The sequence below is a fragment of the Bremerella alba genome, from assembly GCF_013618625.1.
Lineage (GTDB): Bacteria > Planctomycetota > Planctomycetia > Pirellulales > Pirellulaceae > Bremerella > Bremerella alba.
In genome coordinates this window covers 68,954-92,429 of the sequence record NZ_JABRWO010000002.1, presented here as the reverse complement: position 1 = coordinate 92,429, position 23,476 = coordinate 68,954, and the positions used below count along the sequence as shown (strand labels likewise).

The 23,476-nt window shown below is 53.3% G+C and carries 14 protein-coding genes, 1 tRNA gene and 1 pseudogene; 3 read left to right on the top strand and 13 right to left on the bottom strand.

Translation table 11 applies throughout. The features are described 5' to 3' along the window. Window positions 1–68: 68 nt before the first annotated feature. Window positions 69–2,138 (bottom strand): prenyltransferase/squalene oxidase repeat-containing protein, encoded by a 2,070-nt coding sequence (locus HOV93_RS03640; protein ID WP_207395108.1) that lies wholly within the window; start codon window positions 2,136–2,138, stop codon window positions 69–71. 295 nt (window positions 2,139–2,433) lie between these two features. Here HOV93_RS03640 and HOV93_RS03635 point away from each other — a divergent pair. After that, window positions 2,434–2,507 (top strand) — tRNA-Met (locus tag HOV93_RS03635). Between the two features lie 423 nt (window positions 2,508–2,930). Here the strand turns inward: HOV93_RS03635 and HOV93_RS03630 are convergent. The 6 genes and pseudogenes from HOV93_RS03630 to HOV93_RS03605 form a co-directional block, all read right to left on the bottom strand. Then, entirely contained in the window at window positions 2,931–5,231 is a 2,301-nt protein-coding gene (locus HOV93_RS03630; protein ID WP_207395107.1) for a peroxiredoxin family protein, read from the bottom strand. 307 nt (window positions 5,232–5,538) lie between these two features. Then, window positions 5,539–6,624 (bottom strand): annotated as a pseudogene (locus tag HOV93_RS25605) (outer membrane protein assembly factor BamB family protein); the annotation flags it as partial. 370 nt (window positions 6,625–6,994) lie between these two features. Continuing rightward, on the bottom strand, window positions 6,995–10,033 hold the full coding sequence (locus HOV93_RS03620) for a PVC-type heme-binding CxxCH protein (protein WP_207395106.1): 3,039 nt from the start codon (window positions 10,031–10,033) through the stop codon (window positions 6,995–6,997). A 54-nt stretch (window positions 10,034–10,087) separates the two neighbouring features. Continuing rightward, on the bottom strand, window positions 10,088–11,434 hold the full coding sequence (locus HOV93_RS03615) for an SGNH/GDSL hydrolase family protein (protein ID WP_207395105.1): 1,347 nt from the start codon (window positions 11,432–11,434) through the stop codon (window positions 10,088–10,090). Between the two features lie 479 nt (window positions 11,435–11,913). After that, window positions 11,914–12,969, bottom strand: coding sequence for an NHL domain-containing protein (locus HOV93_RS03610; protein WP_207395104.1), 1,056 nt, complete (start codon window positions 12,967–12,969; stop codon window positions 11,914–11,916). A gap of 109 nt (window positions 12,970–13,078) precedes the next feature. Beyond that, window positions 13,079–13,225: a hypothetical protein gene (locus HOV93_RS03605; RefSeq protein WP_207395103.1), complete on the bottom strand. Its 147-nt coding sequence runs from the start codon at window positions 13,223–13,225 to the stop codon at window positions 13,079–13,081. 514 nt (window positions 13,226–13,739) lie between these two features. Between HOV93_RS03605 and HOV93_RS03600 the strand changes: the two genes are divergently transcribed. After that, entirely contained in the window at window positions 13,740–13,934 is a 195-nt protein-coding gene (locus HOV93_RS03600) for a hypothetical protein (RefSeq protein ID WP_207395102.1), read from the top strand. Here the strand turns inward: HOV93_RS03600 and HOV93_RS03595 are convergent. The 4 genes from HOV93_RS03595 to HOV93_RS03580 form a co-directional block, all read right to left on the bottom strand. Then, window positions 13,923–14,606 carry a hypothetical protein gene (locus HOV93_RS03595; protein WP_207395101.1) on the bottom strand — a complete coding sequence of 228 codons (684 nt, stop codon included), beginning with the start codon at window positions 14,604–14,606 and terminating at the stop codon, window positions 13,923–13,925. The two genes, HOV93_RS03600 and HOV93_RS03595, sit on opposite strands and share 12 nt — an antisense overlap. A gap of 715 nt (window positions 14,607–15,321) precedes the next feature. Continuing rightward, window positions 15,322–16,869: a TolC family protein gene (locus HOV93_RS03590; protein ID WP_207395100.1), complete on the bottom strand. Its 1,548-nt coding sequence runs from the start codon at window positions 16,867–16,869 to the stop codon at window positions 15,322–15,324. Window positions 16,870–16,901: 32 nt separating this feature from the next. Then, complete coding sequence (locus tag HOV93_RS03585; protein ID WP_207395099.1) at window positions 16,902–18,248, bottom strand: HlyD family secretion protein; 1,347 nt, start codon at window positions 18,246–18,248, stop codon at window positions 16,902–16,904. Window positions 18,249–18,310: 62 nt separating this feature from the next. Further along, window positions 18,311–20,482 (bottom strand): peptidase domain-containing ABC transporter, encoded by a 2,172-nt coding sequence (locus HOV93_RS03580; protein WP_207395098.1) that lies wholly within the window; start codon window positions 20,480–20,482, stop codon window positions 18,311–18,313. 136 nt (window positions 20,483–20,618) lie between these two features. Here HOV93_RS03580 and nhaR point away from each other — a divergent pair, with 136 nt between their 5' ends. Then, complete coding sequence (gene nhaR, locus HOV93_RS03575; protein ID WP_207395097.1) at window positions 20,619–21,530, top strand: transcriptional activator NhaR; 912 nt, start codon at window positions 20,619–20,621, stop codon at window positions 21,528–21,530. A gap of 155 nt (window positions 21,531–21,685) precedes the next feature. On the opposite strand, the gene HOV93_RS03570 is transcribed toward nhaR, so the two are convergent. Continuing rightward, the gene (locus HOV93_RS03570) at window positions 21,686–22,306 is read right to left on the bottom strand and encodes a nucleotidyltransferase family protein (RefSeq protein ID WP_207395096.1); all 621 of its coding nucleotides are present in this window, start codon (window positions 22,304–22,306) and stop codon (window positions 21,686–21,688) included. Beyond that, window positions 22,291–23,475, bottom strand: coding sequence for an XdhC family protein (locus tag HOV93_RS03565; protein ID WP_207395095.1), 1,185 nt, complete (start codon window positions 23,473–23,475; stop codon window positions 22,291–22,293). The genes HOV93_RS03570 and HOV93_RS03565 overlap by 16 nt, the downstream gene beginning before the upstream one ends. Window position 23,476: the final 1 nt, after the last annotated feature.

Here is a 23,476-nt window from a genome sequence, read left to right as displayed (position 1 = left end):
TGTTTTCACTTAGCTGGCGCAGTGGAAGCAAGGGCGTTTTTTGTTTCTTGCTTCAGAGAATCGGAAAGTTATCCACCAGTGAAATGGTGTTTGCTGTAGATCGGCAGATGCCGGTAATAGACTTCCAGCATGTACGTGCACAGGCAGGTCATAAACAGACGGCCGGCCTTCACGCCGTTGTCATCACGGGCAGGGTCCCAGCTCCCTTTTTCTCGGCCGCGTTTTACCTGATTCACTGGAATCGTCTGACGCATCTCTTGGTTCCAGTTTCGCCAGGCATCTCCTTCCATATGATGAGCTACCTGCGTGGCGTAGTACCAGTAATAGACGTTCGGCGCTTCCCACCGGATGGGATTTTCCAGAAGATAGTCCATCCCTTCAATAAGCCGTGGGTCATCTTGGTTCCAGCCTAAATATTGTCGGCAGAGCAGGCCCTCGGCTGTCATTGTGGGCGTTGCCTTTTCAGCCCGGGAGTCACGATATTGGTAGCGACTACCGATCTGGAAGTCCTGACCCTCAAGAGGCGTCGACGAAACGGTTTCTAAAAATCGATCGACGTCGGCCAACGATTGCTCAGGCACATTGAGCTTCCCCATCCGAGCGCTTTGCAGCGCCATGAGAAACCAACCAGTGACCGAAAGGTCGGACTCAATCGCCGGCGTATAACGCCAGCCACCTTCGGGTGCCTGCCAGGCTAGAGAATAGTCGATGGCTGCCTGGGCTTTGGGTTTTAGCTTGGGATCGCCGGTCATTGCGTAGAGTTCGCACAGGGCGATTGTCGCTTGCGCTTGCGTATAAGGGCGATGCTGGTTCGGAATCGATCCCCCTTGGAGAAAGCTCCCGTCGGCATCGAGTTGTCGCAAGAGGTATCGCCAGCCTTTTTCGACCGTTGCTGCGTGGGTGCCGGCGCGATCGGTGTGGCCGGCACCTTGGAAGGCGAGCAGCGCCATGGCCGTTGCCGAAACTTTGTTCTCGATACTTGAGCCGTCGGGGTAGTCGCCTTTCAAACTCCAAGAACCGTCCCTCAACTGATTGCGTTTCAGCCAATCGAGTGCATCGGCAACCGCTTGCTCGGTGGTTGCGTTGCCACCATAGGCTTTCAGCAGGACCCGCCGCGTGGCCCCGTCGCCCCGCGCTTTCAGGTCGACGCCTGGCGTATCTTGCTCGGCCAACTTGGCGGCTTCGCTGCCGATCAGATCGACATTCATGAGCGATCTCGGTAGCGGCATCTCTTGCGTATCGATCAGCGTTTCAAGCGCCCCAGAATTAGCATCGACTTCAAATTCTTCTGTATCAAGCACAAGGATGTCGTGTTCAAGCTGTTCTCCCAATTCCTCGGAATAGGTCGCATCGACCGTGTGAACGTCCTGTTGGTACGACGCAACGGTAAAAAGAGCCAGCAAGATGACAATGGCAAAGTGAATGACCAGGCTTACAGCCCAGGCCGGGGTCTCGTGGAGTGCGAGCCCGCGAATCTTGTCGATCAGCGGCACGTCCTCCGGCGTCTCTGGTTCGACCAACGGGGCCGCGGCCGCACGTTTTTTAACGATCGGAATCTTAGGAAGCTTGCGTCCTTTGGTGCTCGGCTTCTGGGGAGTGGGCTCTTGAGGAGAGGGCTCTTGAGGAGAGGGCTCTTGAGGAGAGGGCTGCGGTGCTTGCTGCTTCGACTGCGGCTTGGTTGGTGATTGGGTAGCGGCCTTAGCCTCGACAGGTTTCGTTGGCTTGGAAGCCGGAGGCGTTTCTCGCGACGCAGGTTTCGATTGCGGCTTGGGCTTCTGCTGCGCCTTTTTCGCTTGGGTAGTAGCCGGATCGCCTGCTGCTGGTTGCCGTTTATCGGATGAAGGGGGATCGGAAGGCGTTTCTGCCGGCTGCGATTGAGCTTCAGACTTAGGTGCAGGGGAGGGAGGGGCCTGAGGAGACAGCGGGACCTTCTTGGTCTGCTTGGGGGCCGGGGTCTTAAGTGGTTGAGCGTTAGGATTACTGACCGGTACCGAAGAAGTAGGAACAACATTCCAGGCATCGGCGCTGGAAGGAGCACCACCGAAGGAAATGGGAGCCTTCTTTGAGCCTGAGTCGCTCGGATTCTTATCTTCGCCAGAGTTGCTGGGTTCCTGCGAAGTGTTCTCGTCTCCGGTCACGTAATTCTCTACTCCGTGTAAATTGCCGCAATCCCTTGCAATGGTAGCGCTTAGGAGAATTTAGGTGCCAATCATCCCCGCGCCAAAGAATGATATCCCTTTCCTGAACTTAGGACACGCTCGTATTCGGTGAATATAACGATTGTGCCAGGAATTCCGGGGGAAAATTGACGCGAGAATAGCCTACCAGTTCAAAACAAGCAGAAAACCCCGATGGCCCCCTTGGACAAAGAGTGTTCATTCCCTAGAATTCAACATCTCACAAACGAGGTAAACACTTGTTTGTACTCATTGTCGCGGGGTGGAGCAGCTAGGTAGCTCGCGAGGCTCATAACCTCGAGGTCGTCGGTTCAAATCCGGCCCCCGCCACTTAAACCCTGGTTTAGCGAATAAAGCTCAACCAGGGTTTTTTCGTGGCTTCGCTTAAGCTGGGATAGAAGTGTGGCGATTTATCCCATGATCACGCAAGGGTTTGCGAAAACGCGGTTTCTCCTCTTGGTTTTCTCTGTCTCAGAGAGGCATAACCCGGCCGTTCTCAACGAGAGCCCTCAATCGCTCATTTTCGCGTTTGTCTCACCAATCTGCCAGAGACACTACCTCCGGGTTAATAGGGTGTTGGGGTCGGTAGAGTGAGGCAGACGTGAACTGGGGCTTGAGTGAAACTGCTCGACCCATGTTCTTAGTACCAGTTGCTTTCCCTGGACGGTTCGTCATGGGGCACATGCATGGACTATCCGCTAAGACCCCAACCAAAGGTTCGAGTTCAGCATGGGGAGAGCGAAGAACACGATGTTATTTCGACCTTGGATCGGAATCTTGTGATAGAAGTCTTTTCGCTTCTGCCAGCACGAAACTAGGGTCCATGAACGGTTCGTAGCTGATGTCCTGCCAACGAACCTTCCCATTGCCGTCAATGATAAAAGTCCCATGGAGAGGCTGATCCTCAAAGTCGTCGTAAACCCGAAACGCTTTGAATACATTCAGCGAGTCGTCAGACACGAGTGGAATCGGGAGCCCGACTTCATCGTAGTTGTCGATCGATTGCTTTAACGTTTTTGAATCGTCGGTGCTGATCGCGATCATCCCGAGGCCTGCTTCCTCGAATTCCGTGATCCGCGGCGCAAAGGCTTGCAACTGCTCAGCACAATGAAGACATCCGGAGCCGAGGTAGAAGATGCCTACATATGGCTTTCCCATAAAATCAGCTGATGAGTGCCGGTTGCCTTCAACATCATTTAACTCCCAGTTAGGAGCAGCAGAAGGATGCCAGTGCAATGGACCTAGGGAATCAAGGGGCGGCCGGTCTCCGACGTCATCCGCAGCGAGCCGACGAATCCGCCAATCGACTTTAAAGCCGAGTTCTTCAGCGATGGAGGTCAAGCGAGCAAATACCGGAATATCAAGATCGATCTGGGCAGAGAACTGTCGCAATTCGTCAAACACGGACTTACATTCGCTCTTTTTTCCGGACAACCACAAAATCTCAGCGAGTACGGCAAGCGGATAAACTTCGTTCTTGCTGGAATCTACAATCTTCTGCAAGGCTTTTATCGCCTGGTCATGGTCACCGGTCTGCCATTGAACTCTAGCAAGATAGACCGAATCGACGTCGCTGGTATCTTTGAGAAGTTCATAGCCCTTCTGGAAATCCTGATTCGCGATCGCCTCATGCCCTTTAAGAGCTTTGATGGTTATTTCGAGCTTTTTGGTTTTCGACTTAAGTTCCTTGCGAGCCTTTTCTGCCAATTTTTTGGCATCTTCTTGATCGGTGTCTTCACTTGGACTTTCCGTAACGGAATCTGCCTCGGCCTTTAGCGTTTCTAAGCGAAGCTCGAGTTGCGCTATTTGAGCCTTGCCGGCTTCCGTGTTTCCTGTTTGAAAATGCGCCAAGCCGAGATACCGAAGACGTTTGATTTGTTCACTCTCGTCATCGGTAGGCTCTAGGTAGGAGGTATTTGCCAAGTCGATCAGATCATCCCAAAGCTCATAGGTACGGAGAACTTGAAACAATCGGCTTCTTCCGTAGCTCGTGCTCCCTTTCTTGGCAGATGTGTTGTATCGAGGATGACGCGGCAGTTCGATCATGTTCTTGGCCAAATCAACTGCATCGTGAACCCGTCCAACATGAATCAGGTTCCGAATGAGCCACTCGTTGTTATGGGCGAAATTGTGAATTTCATCTGGCATGACCTGATCACGCATCATATTGGCGTGGTCGACCCTCGCCGAAGCCTCTTGCTGCCAAACTGCATCTTGATAACGATTCAACCGGGAGTAGATGTGGCCAGGCATGTGCCACATGTGAGCGATGCTCGGTGCGGACGGACCACAGAGGGCTGCCGAATCGAGGGCCATCTCTGGATGCCGTTTGTCCCAAAGGTGGATACGGAAGTGATGCGCGGAGTGCATGGGCTCGACTTCAAATATGTCCTCAAGCAGGGCATTGGCAGCGATATAACTCGTGCTTGACGACTTCGATTCCCACAAGTGCAATGCCAGCAAGGCCTTCGCTTCCAAGTCATTGGGATAATCTAGGAGAATGTTCTCAAGGGATTTCGTGAAGGCATCGTTCCTCTTATCTTTTTCTTTGCTGTCGAATTTGACGTAGGCTGCAAGAGCTTCGATGTACATCCCTTCGCGCTCATCGGCGTTGCCTCTGCGAGCGATCGCTTCTTCGATAAAGCCTTTCGCACGATCCGCGTTTCGGCGATTTGCCATCGCCGCTCCCCAGTATGCCATTGCGCAGTCGGGATCGAGCGATGCCGCGTGTCGAAAGGAACGTTCGGCCTCGAGATACCAGAACCCGTACAACTGGCCCAGGCCTTGGTCGAAGAACTTTTGCACGTCGGGATCTTCCGTGCTAATCGGAAACCGGACCCGACCTGTCCCGCCCATAAGATAAGCCTTCTGACGAGGCCCCTCATTGAACACGTCACCGTGCAGTGAGTGCCCCTCAAGAATATTGTCGATTTCGTTCGAGGGCTCGTCTTGGTTGTTTGCCGGGTCTTTCGCTTGTTCCGCAGCCAGAGGACATGCAAGAAGAATGAGCAGAAGTGGCCAAACGAAAGATCGATTGAAGCTAGAACGCAGCATAAATTCCACAGTCGCTGAGAACCGGAACGTACCTTCATTAAACGATTGAAGTGCGATCCGATTGAGGAGGGTTGAACGAGGTATTTAAAGTAAAGCTTAGCAAAAGCGAATGCGTTGATTCAAGCTATAGCAATCGCCGCTGCCGGGATAAGAGGGGGGTATTCTGAACCACGTTGATAAGCCCTGCCGCGGAAAGAATCACCGCATTTGCACCAAAAACGTCGAGCATCCTAAGGATATACTTCGGAGTCTAGCCAGGTGCAACGGCGTTCATCGCTGGTGATAAATGTCCCGTTACCGGAGTGTGCTATTTCCCGACGCAGAAAAGGGTTTCCGTGCCGCGTATCAGAAGGCGACCCGGACCGGGCACGGGCGAGGCGATCACCGATTCACCCATGTCGTTTTCGCCCAGTAATTGGAAACCATCGCGAATGTCAGCGACCAAGATGATGCCGTCTTCCCGCGGGGCGTAAAGGGTGCCGCCAGCGATTAGCGGCGATCCGTAGTAGCGGGACCGATGTTTGGGAAAGGCGCCTTCCCAAATGGTTTTGCCGGTTGCGGGGTCGAAACAGGTGACTTTCCCTTTGTCGCCCACGAGATAGATCTTTCCTTGATAGACGACCGGCGAAGGAACAAACGTGCCGATATCGTCTCGGTCCCACAAGCGATTGGTTGCAGTGACGTCTCCGGCTCCATCGAGACGCACTCCATGAAGCCGAGGAATCCCTCGATCGTTGCGACCATAAGCGATCACGGCGACATCACCCACCACGACAGGTGTGGCGATCGTGGGCCAAAGCTTATTGCCTTCGGGGTTGAAGCCGCCGCAACTCCAGACGAGTTTTCCCGTTTTGGCGTTGTGGATCGTGAGGTGCTCGCCGCCCCAGGTGAGAAGCGACTCTTCACCTTGAAAATCAATGACGACAGGAGTGGAATACCCGTGATCGCATTCCACCGGAGTTTCGTAGTTGCGAGGGACTTTCCAGGCCAAATCGCCCGTGGCTTTGTCAAACGCTGCCAGCCACGATTCGCCTTTGTGCATCCGGGCCATGACCACAAAGTCGTGCGTCAGCACCGGCGACGTCCCGTGATCCCAAAACAGCGTGTCAGGTCCGTAACGCTCGACCAAATTGATTTTCCAGGTGGCCTTTCCTTGGGGATCGACTGCTGCCAGCGTGCCGCTCTTGAAGTAAACGAAAAAATGCTCGCCGTCCGTGGCGGGTGAAGCATTGCAACCCGAGCCATTGCGATGCTTGCCGGGGTTTTCGCTACCGAACTGAACATTCCATAACGGCTTGCCGTTGGCATCCAGAGCAATCAGCGCGTCTTTGCCGTCGATCGGGGCGGTGACATAAATCTTGTTTTGCCAAACGATCGGAGTCGAACATCCTTTCCCGGAAAGCTCTGTTTACCACAGTACCTTCTCGACATTCCACTCGATTGGCAAACCAACCAGCGGGGAGCTTCCCGTATCGTTTAGCCCCCGCCATTTTGGCCAATCAGTGAGATCCGCGGATAAGGCGATGTTTGCAGCGGGGAGAATAATAGCGAGGGCGAACAGGGAAAGCAGGCGAAGTGGCGGCATGGGAAGGCTTCCGCGGGAAGAGGGAACAAGATCGCGACCAACTGTCTGCATTCTGCCGGACGGACGGTGGCAGGTCAAACCGTCGACCAAAGGTAAGACGCGATAAACGTCAGATAAGGGGAATAGGTGTTTCCCGTGCAAGTCGACTTCTATCTTCTTCAGCAAAATCCGATTCTCGCTAGTCCGGTGGCAAAGGAGCCTGAACGCCTGACATGAGGTAGGCAATCAGGTCACGGGTCTCGTTATCGTTCAGTTTTTGCAATTGCCCTTCCGGCATCAGCGAGACTTGGCTCGTTTTCATCTCTTCGAGTTCTTGTCGGTCAATCGTGATCGTCTCTTGTGGAGATTGCAGGGTGATCGTCCGCTCATTCATCTGGCTAATGACCCCGTTGAGGACGCGACCATCTTCCATTGCTATCAGGACGGTGCGGAAATCGGCACCAACGCTCGCGCTTGGATCAATGACATTCTCAAGTAGGTAGTCAAGATTCTTACGATTAGAGCCGGTCAGGTCCGGTCCTAGCAGAGTTCCTTGCCCGAACAGGACATGGCAACTAGCGCACGTTTTCTGAAACAATACGCGACCTGCCGTCAGATCGGCTTGCGATAAAACTTCGGGCGATAGCTTTTCACGATAGGCGTCGATCTGGTCACGCTTCTCAGCAGCACTTACTCGCAAGTCTCCCCAGAGTCGTGTCAAGTCACGGGTTAACGTTTCGTCTTCAAACGAGGCGATCTGTCTCGCTTGAAATGCTGATATCTCGCTTGCCGAGATGCTCTTCGCCTCCACCGCGTCAAGCAGCGCCCGAGCGGAATTGGTACGTGACACCAATGTCTGAATCATTTCAGTACGGGCTGCGGCATCGAACTTGCCTGCCCGCTGCAAGATCTTCGAGGGAATCGTCGGATCGTTGTACTGGGCCAATCCCTTTAGTGCGTCGACCATCATGCCCGGTTCGTCTAGTAGGGTCACCAGCGTCGGACCAAAGTCGGCTGGTGGACTTACCAACAGAGAGCGAAGTGCCGATCGGCGTGCATCGGTCGGAAGCGTTTTATCAATTACGATCGCACGGATCTCATCCATCGCGCGTCCGTCCCCAAATACGACACTCAGGTTTTGCACCAGAGTACGAATCTCTTCATTTGGCGACTGCCCAAACTTCTTCGCCGCCTGGTCCCAGTGCGCAGGGGCGGTAACTTTCTGCCAACCGCTCAGTCCCCGCGCAATTCCGCGAATGACACTTTCACCGTGGCGGCATTTTTCAGCCGTAGCCAATTGCAGCATGCGATCGACTGATGCCGGTTCCCGCTCGATTTCCTGCGTTACGCGGCGCGCTATCAGTTCTGCTAAGAGCGGCATCTCCGACTTTTCCACGAGCGCGACCGCTTTTGTTAGGTCTCGTGGCACGGCTGGCTCAATCCCATACCAGACCATCAGTGGCAATCGTTCATCGGTTGCAAACTCCGGTCGAACCGCCAAATGTTCGGCAATTTTCCATCGTAGATCGACCGGCAATCGTTGCAAAGTTGATGCCAGATGCAGCTGCACGATCCCAGACGGATCTACCGCTGCTCGTTTCTCGAGTGTTTGCAATACTTCCTTGGACGGGACTTTACCTGCTTGCGTTATAAGATCAACGAAGAATTTTAACGAGGCGGACCGCTGGTATTCATCTTCGGTGGCCAAAGCCGAAATCCACCACGCTTCGTCCGCCGCACCGGTCGTCGCAATCGTCTCTAGCAAGCGAATTCGGGTTATCGGATTGCTGGTCTCCCGCAGACGTTCTTTCAGCAAGTGATGAATCGCCGTCGATTCTGCCTCTGCTGCGGTGCGTTTGGTCAAGAGTCGCCGCGATTGCCGAGCCCACCATGTGTTGCGATGTGCCAGTAGCGATACCAATTCGGAACTCGTTTTCTCTTTCAGGTCGAACGCCGCGAGTGGGCGCTGATCGCCGTAGGACAACTTGTAGATTCGCCCGCTACCGTAGTGAACGCCATCGTGATCGTGACATTCGCCGGTATCGCTCCAGTCGGCGATGAAGACGCTGCCATCGGGACCGGTGATGAATTCCATCCCTCGGTACCAGGGATCTTCAACAAAGCAAAAGTCGGGGCCGTGCGTCGCGACGTACCCGGCGCCATCCTGTTTGAGCAGGTCGGTGTTGATTCGTCGGCCATGCAAATTGAGTGTGTAGACACGATCGCGATATTCAGCTGGCCAATTATCGCCCTGATAGATCATAAGCCCGATATGGGCGTGCCCACCTCCCGCTTCGCTAGTGCTGTCGGTCACTCCCTTGCGTACGTCGGACCAGCCTTCTCCTTCGTCCCAGTGAACGTGATCGGCAACCTGCTTCATCAATTGGTACGAATGAGGATTGATGTCGATACCGAACATCCGCTTCGTATGAGCACCGGGGAGCACCTGCCACAAATGTCCAATCACCGTGTTGATGACGAACATCTCGCCATGCGAATCAAAGTCAAATCCCCACGAGTTCGTCATACCGTGCATGACCGGCTCGGCGACCTCACGCGTCGGATGGTAACGCCAAACTCCGGTGTTGATCGCAAAACGCTGGGAGTCGCTCGCGCCCGGTTTGCCGACCAAACTTGTACCTAAGATGCCATGCCGTCCGTAGAGCCAACCATCGGGGCCCCACTTGAGTCCATTGGCAGGCGTATGCGATATACTGCTCCCGTCTACGAAGCCATCCAGCACGACGATTGGGTCGCTATCGGGTACGTCGTCCCCGTCTTTATCAGGTATGAATAACAACCGGGGAAGACAAATTGCCCAGATCCCTCCGTTTCCTACTTCGATGCTGGTTAACTTGCTCGCCTGATCCCAAAAAATGGTCCGCTTCTCGAACGTTCCATCTCCATCGGCGTCTTCAAAAATCAAGATCCGATCGCGCACATCGGATTTGAACCCGCCAAATCCGCCCCCAGCCCAACTGAAGTTCTCGGCGACCCACAGCCTGCCTCGCTCGTCGAACGTCATCGCGATCGGGTTGCGGACATCCGGCTCCGCCGCAACCAACGAAAGCTGAAACCCCGGAGGCAACTTCGTCTTGGCGATTACGTCGCTGGGGGCCATCGGCGTCTCGGCCGACCGTTCGGTATCCGGAGGGACAGGAAACTCTTCACCGACCGACCAATCGCCGAGCATGCTTAGACTTACGGCGGCGATCAACGCCTGCATCGCGAATTTCATCTTTTCTTTTTTCCGTGTGAAACCTAAGTCAACCAGATCGACGCAAGAGAGCCTTTACTTCTGCGGAAAAAGCTCCATGAGAGCATCGGCAAAGATGCTGAGCCCCTCGGGACCAGGATGATTGATGCAGTTCACCATGAGGCTATTGTACGGAATCCCTTGTCGCCACAGTCGTCCATAACGAAGGGACGCGTCGGCAAGCGATACCGGATGGCTGGCCGCGAATTCACGCAGTCCCCTCACGTAAGAACGCGGGTCTTCATCGATGTCACTCTGTCGATCCAATCCCATCCAGTCAGGCCGCACATAGTGGGGCGTCAGAATGATCCACTCTGCGCCGATTCCTTGAAAATCGGCCAATAATTTGCCGTAGCGATCTTCGACCATCTTGGGGCTCAGACCGGCGTCGTTCACAAACTCGCTAATGACGAGGTCTGGCTTGGCATTCAGAACGGTTTCCTGATAGTTGTGTGGCTCACCCGGCGGAACTGCCAGGTAGGAACCGGTTGTCCGACCGCCCCAAGCCTCGGTCAGCAGTTCGATCTTGGCTTGGGGAAAACGCTGGCGTAGGCGAGCGACAAATTGCTGCTGCCAGTGCTCACGATCTGGGTGGGCCAAGTAGGCGCCTTCGGTCACGCTGTCTCCCCAAGCCAATATTCGCAGCGGCTCGCCGGATCGCAACTTAGCCAAAGCATGAGGAATCTTCTGCTCCGCCTGCGAAAGAGAGGGCACCGCCGGCTCGGGATAAGCGGTCTCCAAGATGGGAAACAAATTCTTCTTCGTCAGCCGCTCGATCTGGCCCGGTATCCACACATTCGCCAAACGACGTTCCGTCGCAACGACATGGGGAGCCTTCGGCGTCTCGGCCGCTGGTTTGCCTGCTCGATATTCGAGTTCTCCCGCGCTGGTCAACACAATCGAGTCGATACGCGGGAGGGAATGTTGGTAGCTGATAAATACCGGGCTTCCCTCGCCTATCCGCCCTCCGGCCAGGCGACCTATCCCTCCCCAACGATTTTCAAATTCATAATCGCGGCCATGGACATACGTCTCGTCCGTCTCATTCGGCCCACTCCGAACGACTACGCTCGCCGGATCCAATAAGTCTGGCGCCGTTAGCGATTCGGCGATCAGTGCCGTTAAACGAGCCCCACGACGATACTGCGGCCCCGCCGGATCGTAAATTGGCAAACTCGCATGGCGTTCAGCTGTCACCGTGAACAGCCGAGGCAAATCAACCGCGACCAACGCTGACAATTCCGGATCGTCCTCGCCGCCAGCGACATTAACCTGCACTGCCCAGTCCCCACTTAATGTCACCTGAGCCGCAGGCTCCGCGGCTGCAACAACTGAGGTCGCCAATCCACTGATTAATAACGCCAACACATGGGTACGAAGCACGGCGATTCTCCTGAATGAAATGCTTGATTCTGAACGAATCGGGGTAGGAACCGAGATTCACTCGGCTGTGGTGCGAAATGTAATCCGGCGGGCGATATTAAATATAGACTAAAGCGGACGGGGATTAAGGGGGTAATGCCGGGAGTCTATTGCCGACAATACAAACCAAGTTAAGGTTGTGTGGGCTGGCTTCGGTTATGCTCAACTCAGATAGGCTTAGGAATCTGGTTTGGTTGTTTCGATTAGTTTCTGGGAATAGTAGTCACCGATGGAGAGGGCTCATCGGTGACTTCCTCTTGTGCAACGGACGAAGGGCTTCGCCGTCAGGCCTGCTAGAATACTGTTGCTATTGGCACTCCAAGGGCGATTGCCTAGCAAGCCAGGAGTCATCGTAGTGCTATGTAGCCAATGGATGACTAGGCCTGTCGCCATGCCTCCGTTCTGGATTCCCACATTAAGTGCAATCGCAATGATTCTGGTTACTCGTAAGGAAACCGAAGAACACGGTTGTTATAGCTGTCGGCGATATAGAGCCAGCCCTCCTTCACCCTAACGCCGTGGGGCCGCGCCAATTGTGATGTCAATGGATCGTCCGTGAGGGCAGACCCTTGTCTCTCAGAAATTCCCGCCAGTAACTCAATCAATCCGGACTCCGGATTGTAGCGGCGTATCACGTGATTCTCTGTATCTGCGATGATCACACGATTCTTCGGATCAAGTGCTAGATGTTTCGGGCCGTTCATTGTCGCCTCGATCGCCGGACCGCCGTCTCCGGAATAGCCTTTCTTCCCGGCCGAATTCACGACGGTATGAATGCGGCCTTTCGTATCCACTACGGCAAGTGAGTGCCCGTTTCGCGAGAGGATGTAGACATTGCCCTTGCGATCGGCCAAAACGGCGCGTGGGTTATTGAGCGAGGTCTGGGTGGCCAGCGCGCCTTCTTCTGGTACGGCGTTTTTGCCATTCCCGGCAAAGGTGTCGATTCGGCCTGTTTCCATGTCCACAACACGGATGCGGCGGTTTGCCAGATCGACCAGATACAAGCGTTTGAAATCCGGACCGAAGGCGATCGAGAAGATGCCACCCAATTTGGCCTTGACCGCCGGACCGCCGTCGCCAGAAAAACCCTTCTCGCCGGTTCCCGCGACTGTCGAGAGTTGGCCTGTCGCCATGTCCAGTTTTCGCACACGGTAGTTGTGGGTATCGGCAATGTACAGGTTTTCTTTCCGTCCGAGCACGATGTCATGCATCTCAGTGAATGTGGCCTTCAGCGGATCTGGCTCTTCCCGTGCACGTTCCGGGCCTTTTTTTATCTTTGTACCGGGAGCGCCAGCGATGAAGCTTAATTTCCCATCCGGAGCAATCTGAAATACGCGGTGGGGTGCCATATACTCGACACCGTAGATCTGCCCGGCGTCGTCGATGGCCACACTAAAGGGAGTGAACAGGTTTCCTTTATTGAGAGGTTCTACGGCCAGTAGTGACGCGCCGCTGAAGGGGATTGTCAGTAAACAAAGCGTGATGAGGGTTCGCATACATTTCCTTTAACTGATCTTTTCCAATGACCGTTGCTCAATTCAACTGTCACAAACACGGGAGGTAGGGGCAATCTCGATATAATCAATCGTAAACGAATTCCTGTGGTCAGTCGGTAATTCGGTACTTAGTGCGATCATGATTGTCCTTCTTAGCATAGAAAAAGTCGCGTTTCAGGCCGCCGCGTGAGATGCCATAGAGGGTTTGACCGACCAGAAACAGCCGTGAACTGACCTGCCCCCTTCGACCGCGCATCCATTCTGTAAGTAAGTTTTTGGGTTGCAGGTCAGTGTGTTCGTACCGACCAGGCCAAGTGCTTGAAAGAGTTCGAGAAAGGTAACGCACGTCTGAAGTGATTGCTCGCTGACGCAGAACTCGTCAAGGCGATCTTGGAGAAGGCCGCTTCACCATAAGTTCCATCCACGTCAGTCATTATTCTAGCCAACACCAAGATTCCTCGGACTGCAACCCAACCGCGCAACAGAACAGCCGGAACTCTTGAATGAAAAATTACTTTCATTCAGTGTTCAACAAAAAAAGCTCAACCAGATTTTTATATGCGCTGATTGAGATCCCTTTAAGTTTGCGTCGTCTTATCCCAAGCAAACGCAAACCGGGCATCACGTGCGTCTGTTCGCCTCGTGTTATTGGTAGCAGTTGTCTGCCTAGGACGGTTCGTCCAGGTCACTAACGCTGCCTGGCAATATGCACCAAGCGTAGTCAGCTTGGCTAAGCTGATTGCGTCCCCGACCTGCTGACGGCAATCCGGATGAATCGGATTCATCTGGATATGATGTCGCGAGGGGGGAAAGGCAAACTTGAGACGATAACACCCTCGACGGGCGACATCGGCGACACCATCTCGCCAGCGATAGCCCCCAGCCGGGTTTCGGTGGATGCGTCAACGCTGGAGATGATGTTCACCATCAATACGTCTTCACTCACCTCTTCATCAGAAGGTTGATACCTTAAACCCATCGAAGGCATTGAGATCGTCGAATGATCCAATACCAACTCGCCCCGCGCCAAACGTTTTGTCGGTTACGCTCATGTGTGGCGTGGTCATGTCGTCGAAGAAGACTTCGATCAGTCCGGTATCGATATTGCGACGCACCATGACGTTATGCCATTGATCGTCCCAAGGGGTCAGCTTCTCGTTCTTCGTAAGGGCTAACCGCGGAGCATCTTTGACGATCATGATTTGACCACTGTGCGGGTCAGGCTTCGCGCCCAGGTGGCAGTAGTAGAAGTGCGATGCGTCTTGATAGCCGAAGAAAATACAGCAGTCGCGGTGGTTGCCGGTGTCTTTAGTGCTGCGAACTCGGAAGCGGATCTCGCAGTTACCAACGTCCAAGTCCTTTACCAACGCGACATGTCCCGGGCTGCGTGTGGGAGGCTTGTACTCGCTGCCGCGATCGGTGATCTCGATGACACCGCCAGCGTCTTTTGTATTTTTCCAGGTCCACGTTTTGGGATCGAGGAATTCCCAACGCTTGAGATCGCCAATCGACGGAACTGCCTCCGCGTCGGTAATATCAAAGTTGTCAGAAAAGACAACCTTTCCCTTGGGAGCATCATCGCTTTTAGCATCTGCGGTCACCAGAAAGAAAACGGATGCCACAAGTGCAGACTTCAAGCATACGTTCGCGAGAAACTTGGTATTTGTCACAGGATTCAAATCTCCTCAATCAAAACGACTTCAGCGAAAAGATCGACAGATCCAACTCGCGTTGTTCAAAAACTACCGCCATTGTGTCTACTGAAAGCCTCGATTGCAATTGTGCGGACTATCGGTGGCAGCGTTCTTATTCCAACTGTCTTATTCTTGATCGATTCCAAATTATTAATTGACTGGCCTGTAACTCAAGATGAGAAGTCTCGATTATAGCATGAGCAGATTGCTTTCGCCTTTAAGCAGTCCGAGTCAGGGGTGCCTGCGGAGGAGGTCTGCCGGAGGCAGTTGTGGCTGAGCTGATCCTCAACGAATAGACTCCGCAGGGTGTGCTTTCTAAAAAGCTTTGAAGTCTGATCGCCTACGGGCAACGGACGATTACGTCCAGACCGGTAATCGCATCAGTTAACGACACCTGTGTCACTTGTAAACGCAGGCTAGAATGCCAAGTAGTCGCTCGCTTTGGTCCACTTGTTCAAGTCCAACGATGAATAGTTCTAACTTGGGTCAGTGAATACCACTCAAGCTCTGATTTAGCAAATAACGTGCAACAAGAGTTGTTTTTGTGCTCGGGTTAGCCTAGGTGCCAAAAATGCGCCGTTTTAGCCCGTGAATACCAAACGGTTTGCGAAGATAGAGTTTTAAGAGCCATAACCCAGCCAACCAAATGTCGAGCTATCTACGGCTCGACACTCAAAGCGGCGCGGTAGTCAGCGATTGCTTTAAAAAAGTCGGCTTTGGCGGAAATTTCGATCAGCCGGGCATCCGTGGTAGCTTGTTCATAGATGTTAAGTTCGACCACATCGATATCGCCAGCGTCGAATTGGATTTGTGCGAGCTGAAGGGCTTCGTTGGCTAGGCTGACGTTTTGTTCCGCACGCTTGATCCGTTCATTGGCGTTAAGCAATGCTGAAATGGCATCTTGCACGGCGGCGATTGTTTTGTCGGCGGCAAACTCGCTTTTGACCGACAACTGCCGAAGCTTGGCTTGGGTAGAATTGATCTTTCCAAAGGCCGCTCGTCGCTGGAGGGGGACTTCTCCGAAGACGCCTACCTCTAACTCAAACGGTGTCTTGTCACCTTTGAAGCTGGTCGGCTCTCCGATGTCTTTAGACGCATACAATTGGGCATCTAACTTAGGCAAGAGTGAGTTCTCGGCTTGTTGTAAACTAACTCGGGCTTGGCGGATCTGCCAATTCAGCTCGGCCAGCAATGGTGACGCAGCGATTGCGGCATCGTTGGCGGCAGTAAATTCTTCCTGGGACGGAAGATGCGTCGGAGGGAAATGCTGAGGCAATAGTGAGTCGTGGGGGAGTAGGGGCTCGCCTGTCGGATCGCGAAAGAAGAGCGAAAGCTTGATGGCGGCGCTTTGTAGCTTTCGCTCGGACTCGATCAGCCTCGTCTCACGCGATGCGATAAGCTGCTCGTTCGTAATGCGAGTAATCTGCTTAAGATCCCCTACCTCGATCCGTTCTTGGATGTTTCTCACTCTCTCCTGTGCCAGGGAAAGCAACCCCTCTTGGGCAGTTCGGGCCTTACCGGCAGCAACCCAATCCCAATAGTAAATGGTGGCGACTCGCGAAAACTCTATCAGTTGAGCGCGAATCTCAGGCTCGACCCGCTGACGTTCCAATTGTGCTTGAAAGAGCTCAGCCCGCCGCTTATCGATGGTACGGTCTTTGAGCAAAGGAATTCCCACGCCGGCTGCAAATTCGCCACCGCCGTTGGTCTGGCGTTCTCCGTACCAAGCAGGAAAGTTGCCTTCTCCCAGACGATATCCGCCGTAAAGGTAGCCACCGGAGAAGAGTGGCTTTTCCATCGAGACTGCCTGACGATACGTCTCGTAAAAACCTTCAGGACGCGAGATCGAGGAGCCTTTCAATTTAAGATCGAAGTCCCCCCAAGCCGCAAGGTTCTCGCCAGAGGCAACATCGCGATTAAGGTAAGCGCTGGTGAGAAGAGGGTACGATGTTTGAACCGCTGTAAGTACATCTTGCACGTCGAGCGGCGCTGGTTGCAGCTCTTCTAAAGGTACCGACTCTAAGTCGCGAACCGATGCCGGCGGCAGTAAAGTTTCATCGAAAGACACCGTCTGCAGTTCAGGGGGCATTGGGGAATTGATTACCGGCTTGGTGTTATCAATCGCATCGTGGGCGATAGGCTCGGAGTAAACCGGAGGATTCGGCGATGTCGAGCGGCAGCCGGCAAGCCAGGTCGCGGCTACCATCCAGAGAAGGGCAGCCGTGATGGATTGGCGCGCTATTTGGGCAGCTTGATTTTGGGTTTGGCGGCATTCTTGCCTTCGGTCTTCTTTCTGCTGGCGGCTGTGGGGGGAAATCCGTTTAGTTGTCGCCATATTTCGTAACCCAAGGAAACTTGATTCAACATCACCCAACCGTTGGCTTGAACACCCTGTCGTAAATAAGGATCGGATGGCCATTCGTTTTTCGCGTCCTCAACAGGTACGACCAACACGCGGAAGTTACCCATTCCATCGTCGGTAGCATCGACACTGGCCACCTTCCCCCCGAATGTCCCCACCGCGACCGAAGGCCAACCGGCGAACTGAACCGCAGGCCAACCTTCAAATTGCAGCCGAACGTGGTCGGCCGTATGCATTAAGGGAACGTCGTTCCCGGATACCCACAACTCGACCGCCCGCTGAGTTGTCTCCGGGACGATCGTGAACAGTGGATCTCCTTCTTTCAACATTTGCCCACGCTCAAATACTTCAACCCGGTAGAGGGTGCCATCGCGCGGGGCTTGGATCTTCAATCGCTGTAATTCAGAAAGCTTGATGTGGACGTCTCGGCGTTCTTTGTTGTACGTGGCCTTTTGCCCCAAGGCTTCTTGCTGCATGGCTCTCGCGTAGTCGACTTTGGTTTGGGCTTCTCGCTCTTTTTGAATTTGTTCCTTCTTCTTGGCCTCCCACTCTCCTAGTGCCGCGGCTACTTCCAGTTTGGCCGATTGAGAATCTGCCTCTGCGACGTCGAGGTCCTTCTTGAGTTTCTCCACTTCCTTTTCCGACTGCAGTCCTTTCTCAAACAGCTTCGTCTGGCGATCGAGATTCAATTGAGCCTGCAACAGTTTTGCTTCGTAGCCGGCCACCAATTTCTGCTTGGCGTCCCACTTCGCTTTGGCTGCTTCCACCAATTGGGCAGCGGCGGAAACAGCAGCAATCTTTGCTTCGCTAAAATCGATCACGTTCCGGCCGTATACTTCGGCCTTCACCTCGGCGGTAGCTACTTTGGCATCGAGATCAAGCAGCGATCCTTCCAACTGACTAACCAAGTTGGCGGCCGCCGGCTCCATCTCAAGGATAAGATCTCCCTTCTTCACGGAAGATCCTTCCCGCAAGCCAGGGGAGATCATTGACACAATACCTTTAGTCGGAGCAGTCACCGTCTGCTGGCGCTCTTGCGGTGCATAGGCAACCACTTGGCCACTACCACGGGCAGACTGCTGCCAGGGAACGAAGATCATGCAGACGATGCTCATCAAAAGGATGATGAGTAGCGCATTTGCCAATCGCCAGACCCATCGCGATGACTGCACTAGCTTCAGTGCTGGCAAGCTGTCGTCATGAGACTTTGTTGAACCTTGCATATTCGTCAAACCCGTTTTGTACATCGGAAGCAACTGCTTGCTACCCTTAATATCGATTCGATCTACTTTGAATTTACCCGAGTCTTCTTGCTAGTCCCGCCTGAATGCAGGGTGACTAATTGATTGCACTGCTCAGCCAAACGCTTGCGAGACGTCGCGACCACAAGGGTCCAGCTCTTCTCTGCTTGCAATCGCGCTAGCATGCGATCGGCTAACTCATCGGAAAGTCCGTCCAGTACGCCGTCCAACAACAATATTCGGGGATGTCCCACAATTGCTCGGGCAAGCATCAAGCGAGCTGCCTGACTTCGAGAAAGCCGGCGACCATGCGTTTGAACAATCGTATTTAGTCCATCTGGCAAATCTTGGAGTTCATCGAGCAGTTCGACAATCGCAAGTGCATCGCGGACATCTTTGGCGTTGATATGTGAGCGATTGAGATGAATGTTTTCGTGGATCGTTCCGTGGAAAATCTCAATCTCGCCGGCCAATGTGATGTGTTCGCGAAGGGAGTCTGGCCGCAACTCTTTTATGTCGATGTCATCTAGTTCGATACCTCCTTTGCTGGGATGCCGCAGTCCGCACAGTAAGCCAATAAACGTCGACTTGCCAGCTCCCGAATCACCATAAACCCCTGTCGAAACGCCTGCATCGATTTCAAGGCTTAGATCCGAGAAAATAGGCCGCTGTGCATTGGAAAGCGATACGTTGCGAAGACATATGCGGGCCGGTTCCCCCTCTCGCAAATGGAACAACCGGTCGTGCTGCTCGATGCTTAAGTCGAACAATTGACCAAGCTTATCGATCGACGCGAGCAGGTCGTAGAAGTTCTGTAATTGCTTTCCGAACTTGGCAAACGATCCGAGAATCGTCATCACGATGAGTTCCGCCGCGACCAATTGTCCTAGCGTCATTTCGCCTGAGATAACTAACCAGCCGCCGAGCCCCAGAAGAGCTGTTGCGGCGAGGGCCTGCAAAGTCAGTACGAACAAGACTTGACGCAGCACAATCTTGAAGTGCGAACGCCGGGCTTCGAGCCAATTCACAGCTAAGTTGTCGGCACGCTCCAGTGCGTAAGCCTGTCCGCCGTTCATTTTGAAAGCGGTCGTGTTCCTGGCTAACTCCTGCAGCCACTCGGCTACCTCATACTTCGACTTAGATTCTTTGATAGAAGTGCTGACAGCTCCTCGCCCTAACGCATAGACCACCAGTGTGATCAGCAGAAGGAGAATAATGTCATACCCCAAAAGAAAGGGATGGTAAAATGCAATCACAGCCATCCCGATAATGGTTTGCAGCACAATCGCAACACCATCTAACAGCATTGTGGCTGTCGCCTTCTGAACGGTCACGACGTCGAAGAAACGATTGGTCAATTCGGGCCCATGTCTGGAATCAAATTCACGTTGCTCGACGCGCGGAAGTCGGTAGGCGAGGTCCTCAACAACGCGAATGAAGATCCGACGCTGGAGGACTTCAGCGACGAAAATAATCAGTGCTCGCATTGCTCCGGCAAACAACAGAAAAGTAAACAACAGCAGAGCCAGGATAATAACCGGTTGCAAATACCTTCCGAAAGCAACCGTGTTGACGAGAACTTCTACAGCAACAGGCGTTGCCAGAGCAAGCAAGCCAATAATCGCCGAGAAGATTAACAGAATCCACAGATCTCGACGTTCCGGCATGAGCAGCGATACCAGTCGCGCGAATGGCTTCGCCCCTTTGGTCGAGGAAGGCACCGACGTGGCCCTGCCCGAGAATTGGCAGCTCAACGCTGGCTGGCCAACAATCCACCGACTCTTAACATCTTTCCCCGCTAGTTGTAGTTCTCTCCTTATTCCGTCTATCGAGATCCATCGCTGGCTGTCCGATAGAGGTTCGCGGACGAGGATTTTTCTGCCTTTGGATTCAATCAGGATTCGCCAGCGAACTTCTCCTGATTCGTCAACAGATCCGTGGGCTACCGGTGTTCCGTCCTGGATGAACTCGGCAATACGGTCGACGCTCGCATCTAGCGTACGAACTTTTAGATTAATGCTCTCACCCACTTCGACTAGTCGGCACCCCCAAGTTGCGTGGTCGGTACCGGGAATAGCTCGTTCTGCTTCATGCAATAACCGCCGTACTCGTCCTCGATCGAACGTAACTCTTGCGGACGCCGCAAATTGCGCCAATACCTCCGTTGCTTCTAGGAGTGGGGTGTCTTCCCAATTGGTTGGCCGTCCCACGGTCATGTTGAGCTTTCTCACGTGCCTTAAGTTATTCAACGTTACAGTTACTTACCGTAGATTATCGTGACAATTATCTTGCGGAATAATAGATTTATCGCATTCATCCCATAGAAAAAATAAATGTCAAAGGAAGATCGACGTGAAGTGGCTGAACTATCATCACCTTCTTTATTTCTGGAAAACAGCCAAGATAGGCAGCTTGACAAAAGCGGCCGCCGAATTGCATCTCGCTCAGCCGACTCTGAGCAGCCAAATCAAAACTCTGGAGAGCAACTTCGGCGCAAAGCTTTTTGATCGATCTGGCCGCACGCTTGCCTTGACCGAAACTGGACAGATCGTTTTTCGTTACGCGGAAGAGATATTCTCATTAGGGGAAGAGTTAACCGAAGCAGTTCAAGGGCGAACGCCGGAGGAACGACTCAAGCTTTCCGTTGGTGTGCCGGACGCTCTGCCGAAGTTAGTCGTTTATCAGTTGTTGAAACCTGCCTTGGACCTTAACGAAAAAGTCCAGTTCGTTTGTATTGAGGGGAAATTTCAGGAGCTACTAGGCGAACTCGCTTTACATCGACTCGATCTTATTCTGGCCGACTCTCCGGTTCCCCCACAAACGCATATCCGTGCTTTCAATCATCTACTCGGCGAATGTGGCGTATCGGTGCTAGGAACGGAAGAACTCTATGATGAATTCCATGAGAGATTCCCTCAATCTCTAGACGGTGCACCGGTGTTGCTCCCCACGCAAAACACCGTACTGCGACGAACCTTGGAACAATGGTTTGAAGCGAATTGCATCCGTCCCTTCATCAAGCACGAGTTCGAGGATAGCGGGGTCTTGAAAGTGTTCGGCCAATCCGGCGAAGGGCTTTTCGTCGTTCCTACCGCAATCGAAGAAGAAGTCTGCCGTCAGTATTCAGTCCGTTCGTTGGGACGAATTTCGGAAATCAAAGAGCGTTTCTACGCGATCACTGTCGAGCGACGGTTGAAGCATTCTGCAGTAATCGCGATTTCGAACTCGGCACGGAATTCTTTGTTTCAGCAGAAGGCACCGTAATTAGCAGGCTTTCTGGTCTTTAAGGACGCCGGGGAAGCGACCCCCGATCAATTCAAACCTGAATGCACCCCCACCCTATCAGCGTAAAAAATCCGGCTGCCACTGTCCAATAGTTGTGGGCTATCGCAGAACCTAGTGATTTCACCATCGTTAAGTCACGGGGGGCTTCGGTCATACTCGGATGCACGCAGTCGTGAAAGATCGGATGGTGTGTCAATGTCAATCGTTGCTAGTGGAGCGTTGACTAGCTTCACCGCTGGCGACGGGAGGCCTCGAATCCATCCTTTTGCGCCTTGGTCTCCCTTAATAGAAGCCAATAGGTAGCGCCAACAACGGCGACGAACGACAGCCGGAACACCTCCGCCGGTTGAATAATTAGTGGCGGCGACATCGACCGTTCCGTCATCTAATGATGCTTTGAGAAGTTGATAATGCGTAGCAGTAATAAAAGGCTGATCGCATAGGGCGATCATTAGTCGTTGGTCCTCAACAGGAAGTCGTTCGATATGGCGAATTCCAAGCATCAGGCTGCTCGCCTGGCCACTCGTCCATTCATGATTGAATATCACTTCCATATTGTCTTGTGGGAAGTTGCTTAGCTCTTGTTCAATAAGCCGTCCATCAGAGCCGAGCACGACCACGATATGCTGTATTCCGATCGTGGTTAATTGATCCACAACATGGCAGATCAATGGTCTTCCTTGGAAATTGAGCAATTGTTTCGGTTGACCCAAACGCCGCGAACCGCCCGCGGCTAAGACTAGTCCAATGGACATGATTCCGCCTGGATAGGTGATGTAAGGGGAAGGATTTCTGAAATATGTACCTGCCCTTTGCCTGGATTCAGGACTTCATGTTCGGCGCGATCGTGTAGCGGATGCGACCGGTTGTGAAGTTTTCCTCCTTCGCGGCAATTGGTCAAAGCGATCAGTTCGGCAATTATGGACGCGGCCACTTCCGTTGGGGTTGCCGCACCGATGTCGAGACCGATTGGTGACCGAATTCGTTCTGCCTCTTGGGCTGAGATAGCTCTGCCTCGCCGGTACAGAGACTGGATTAAGCGTCCCAGACGGCGCTTAGGTCCTAAGATGCCGATCGACCTACTTGGCGATTCAAGCAGCTGCGGAAGCAAACGGAAATCAGCTTCCAGGTCGTGGGTCATCATCAACACGTTGGTATCGGAGCGTATCGACAATGCTCTTGTGGCGTCGTCCCAAGGGCGACAAAAGACGGTTGCACCTGGGAATCGTACTGACGTGACCAATTCAGGTCGATGTCCGGTGACGCTAACATTCCAGCCCTGGAGGTTTGCGGCTGCGACTAAGGGAATGACATCGTCTCCGGCACCAAATATAAGTAGTTCTTTAGGAGGTATTAAAATCTCCATCGCGACTTCAATTGTGCCACCGTCACTGCCCAGGAACTCAATGGTCTGATTGGCCTTTGCCGCTGTCAGTCTTTCACGAAGTGGATATGGCATTGAATCGACACAAACCTCGGTTCTTGGCCGCTCGACCCATATATGGCCAACACGAACGTCCGCTGATTCACTGCGATAGACGGTTCCTATTCGCAGAGATCTTCCTTGTAGCTGCGATTCGACCATCACTTGATAGGCAGGCGAGTTGGCTGACTCGATCCGTTGACACAAAACGTATACGATTCCTTCGCATCCAGTTTGATATCGACTGGACGAGACAGAATCGCCGCGTGTGTCAAATGCCAGTAGAGCCGGACCGTGAGTCGTTCGCGACCAGACTTGTCGCAGCAAGTCTTTCTCGAGACAGCCACCGCTGATGTAGCCAGACCGTTCGCCTGATTGCGTAACCAGTAATCGACTACCAGGCTGACCGTATCCACTACCTTCTAGCCGTACGACGGTGCAAAGTACACACGGCTCGCCAAGCTCCAGGGCCTCACGGGCAAGTTTTACCAAGTCTCGCATC